This is a genomic window from Brucella sp. NBRC 14130 (assembly GCF_040371715.1).
Lineage (GTDB): Bacteria > Pseudomonadota > Alphaproteobacteria > Rhizobiales > Rhizobiaceae > Brucella > Brucella intermedia.
Genome location: NZ_BAABTE010000050.1, coordinates 1 through 2,615, shown reverse-complemented (window position 1 = coordinate 2,615; position 2,615 = coordinate 1). Strand labels below are relative to the sequence as shown.

The window sequence follows — 2,615 nt, the reverse complement described above, 5'->3', positions numbered from 1 at the left end:
GATGGATATTGTAAATGGGAGTGATCAAGTCGATCGAGCTATTAGTACCGGTAAGCTGCATGCGTTGCCGCACTTCCACACCCGGCCTATCAACGTGGTGGTCTTCCACGGCTCTGATAGGGAATACTCGTTTTCAGGTGGGTTTCCCGCTTAGATGCCTTCAGCGGTTATCCCGTCCGTATATAGCTACCCTGCTATGCCGTTGGCACGACAACAGGTCCACCAGAGATACGTCCATCCCGGTCCTCTCGTACTAGGGACAGATCCTGTCAATATTCCTACACCCACGGCAGATAGGGACCGAACTGTCTCACGACGTTCTGAACCCAACTCACGTACCGCTTTAAATGGCGAACAGCCATACCCTTGGGACCTGCTCCAGCCCCAGGATGCGATGAGTCGACATCGAGGTGCCAAACAACCCCGTCGATATGGACTCTTGGGGGTCATCAGCCTGTTATCCCCGGCGTACCTTTTATCCGTTGAGCGATGGCCCTTCCACGCGGGACCACCGGATCACTATGACCGACTTTCGTCTCTGCTCGACTTGTCAGTCTTGCAGTCAGGCAGGCTTATGCCATTGCACTCGACGAACGATTTCCGACCGTTCTGAGCCTACCATCGCGCGCCTCCGTTACTCTTTAGGAGGCGACCGCCCCAGTCAAACTACCCACCATACACGGTCCTGGACCCGGATAACGGGCCGCAGTTAGACATCCATATAGGCAAGGGTGGTATTTCAAGGATGACTCCACAATGGCTGGCGCCACTGCTTCAAAGTCTACCACCTATCCTACACATGCCGACACGAATGCCAGTGTAAAGCTATAGTAAAGGTGCACGGGGTCTTTCCGTCTAACCGCAGGAACCCCGCATCTTCACGGGGAATTCAATTTCACTGAGTCTGCGTTGGAGACAGCGGGGAAGTCGTTACGCCATTCGTGCAGGTCGGAACTTACCCGACAAGGAATTTCGCTACCTTAGGACCGTTATAGTTACGGCCGCCGTTTACTGGGGCTTCAATTCAATGCTTGCACATCTCCTCTTAACCTTCCAGCACCGGGCAGGCGTCAGACCCTATACGTCGTCTTGCGACTTCGCAGAGCCCTGTGTTTTTGGTAAACAGTCGCTACCCCCTGGTCTGTGCCACCCCCACATGGTTGCCCATATGAGGGTCACGCTTCTTCCGAAGTTACGCGTGCATTTTGCCGAGTTCCTTCAACGCAGTTCTCTCAAGCGCCTTGGTATTCTCTACCAGTCCACCAGTGTCGGTTTAGGGTACGGTCTATATGCAGGAGCTATTTCCTGGAACCGCTTCGCTGCACGTTCAATCCAATAAGAACGTACAACACACGCGATCCGTCACTACCTGCAGGCCCACGAATATTAACGTGGTTCCCATCGACTACGCCTTTCGGCCTCGCCTTAGGGGCCGGCTAACCCTGCTCAGATTAACTTTAAGCAGGAACCCTTGGACTTTCGGCGAGGGAGTCTCTCACTCCCTTTATCGTTACTCATGTCAGCATTCTCACTTCCGATACCTCCAGGATGTCTCACGACTGTCCCTTCACAGGCTTACGGAACGCTCCGCTACCACGCACATACGTGCATCCACAGCTTCGGTGTATGGCTTGAGCCCCGGTACATTTTCGGCGCAAAGACCCTTATTTAGACCAGTGAGCTGTTACGCTTTCTTTAAATGATGGCTGCTTCTAAGCCAACATCCTGGTTGTTTTGGGATCCTCACATCCTTTCCCACTTAGCCATAACTTAGGGACCTTAGATGGTGGTCAGGGTTGTTGCCCTCTCCACGACGGACGTTAGCACCCGCCGTGTGTCTGCCGACTAGTACTCCCCGGTATTCGGAGTTTGGTTAGGATCAGTAAGACGGTGAGTCCCCATAGCCCATCCAGTGCTCTACCCCCGGGGGTATTCGGTCGACGCTCTACCTAAATAGATTTCGCGGAGAACCAGCTATCTCCAAGTTTGATTGGCCTTTCACCCCTAGCCACAAGTCATCCCGATCTATTGCAACAGATATGGGTTCGGTCCTCCAGTACGTGTTACCGTACCTTCAACCTGCTCATGGCTAGATCACTTGGTTTCGGGTCTAATGCATCGAACTGAACGCCCTGTTCAGACTCGCTTTCGCTGCGCCTACACCTACCGGCTTAAGCTTGCTCGATACACTAAGTCGCTGACCCATTATACAAAAGGTACGCTGTCACCCAGAACAAATCTTGGGCTCCAACTGTTTGTAGGCATCCGGTTTCAGGTACTGTTTCACTCCCCTCGTCGGGGTGCTTTTCACCTTTCCCTCACGGTACTGGTTCGCTATCGGTCATGCACGAGTACTTAGGCTTGGATCGTGGTCGACCCATGTTCAGACAGGATTTCACGTGTCCCGCCCTACTCAAGGACTTCTGCTATTCTACGTGTACGGGACTATCACCCACTTCGGTCGAGTTTTCCAACTCGTTCCACTTCATTCACAAAAGCCACTGGCCTGGTCCGCGTTCGCTCGCCACTACTAGCGGAGTCTCGTTTGATGTCCTTTCCTCTGGGTACTTAGATGTTTCAGTTCCCCAGGTTCGCTTCTAACCCCTATGTATTCA

At 53.0% G+C, this 2,615-nt stretch carries 1 rRNA gene; it reads right to left on the bottom strand.

What is annotated here, in order from left to right:
- Positions 1-20: 20 nt before the first annotated feature.
- Positions 21-2,615 (bottom strand): 23S ribosomal RNA (locus tag ABWW28_RS27415); the annotation flags it as partial.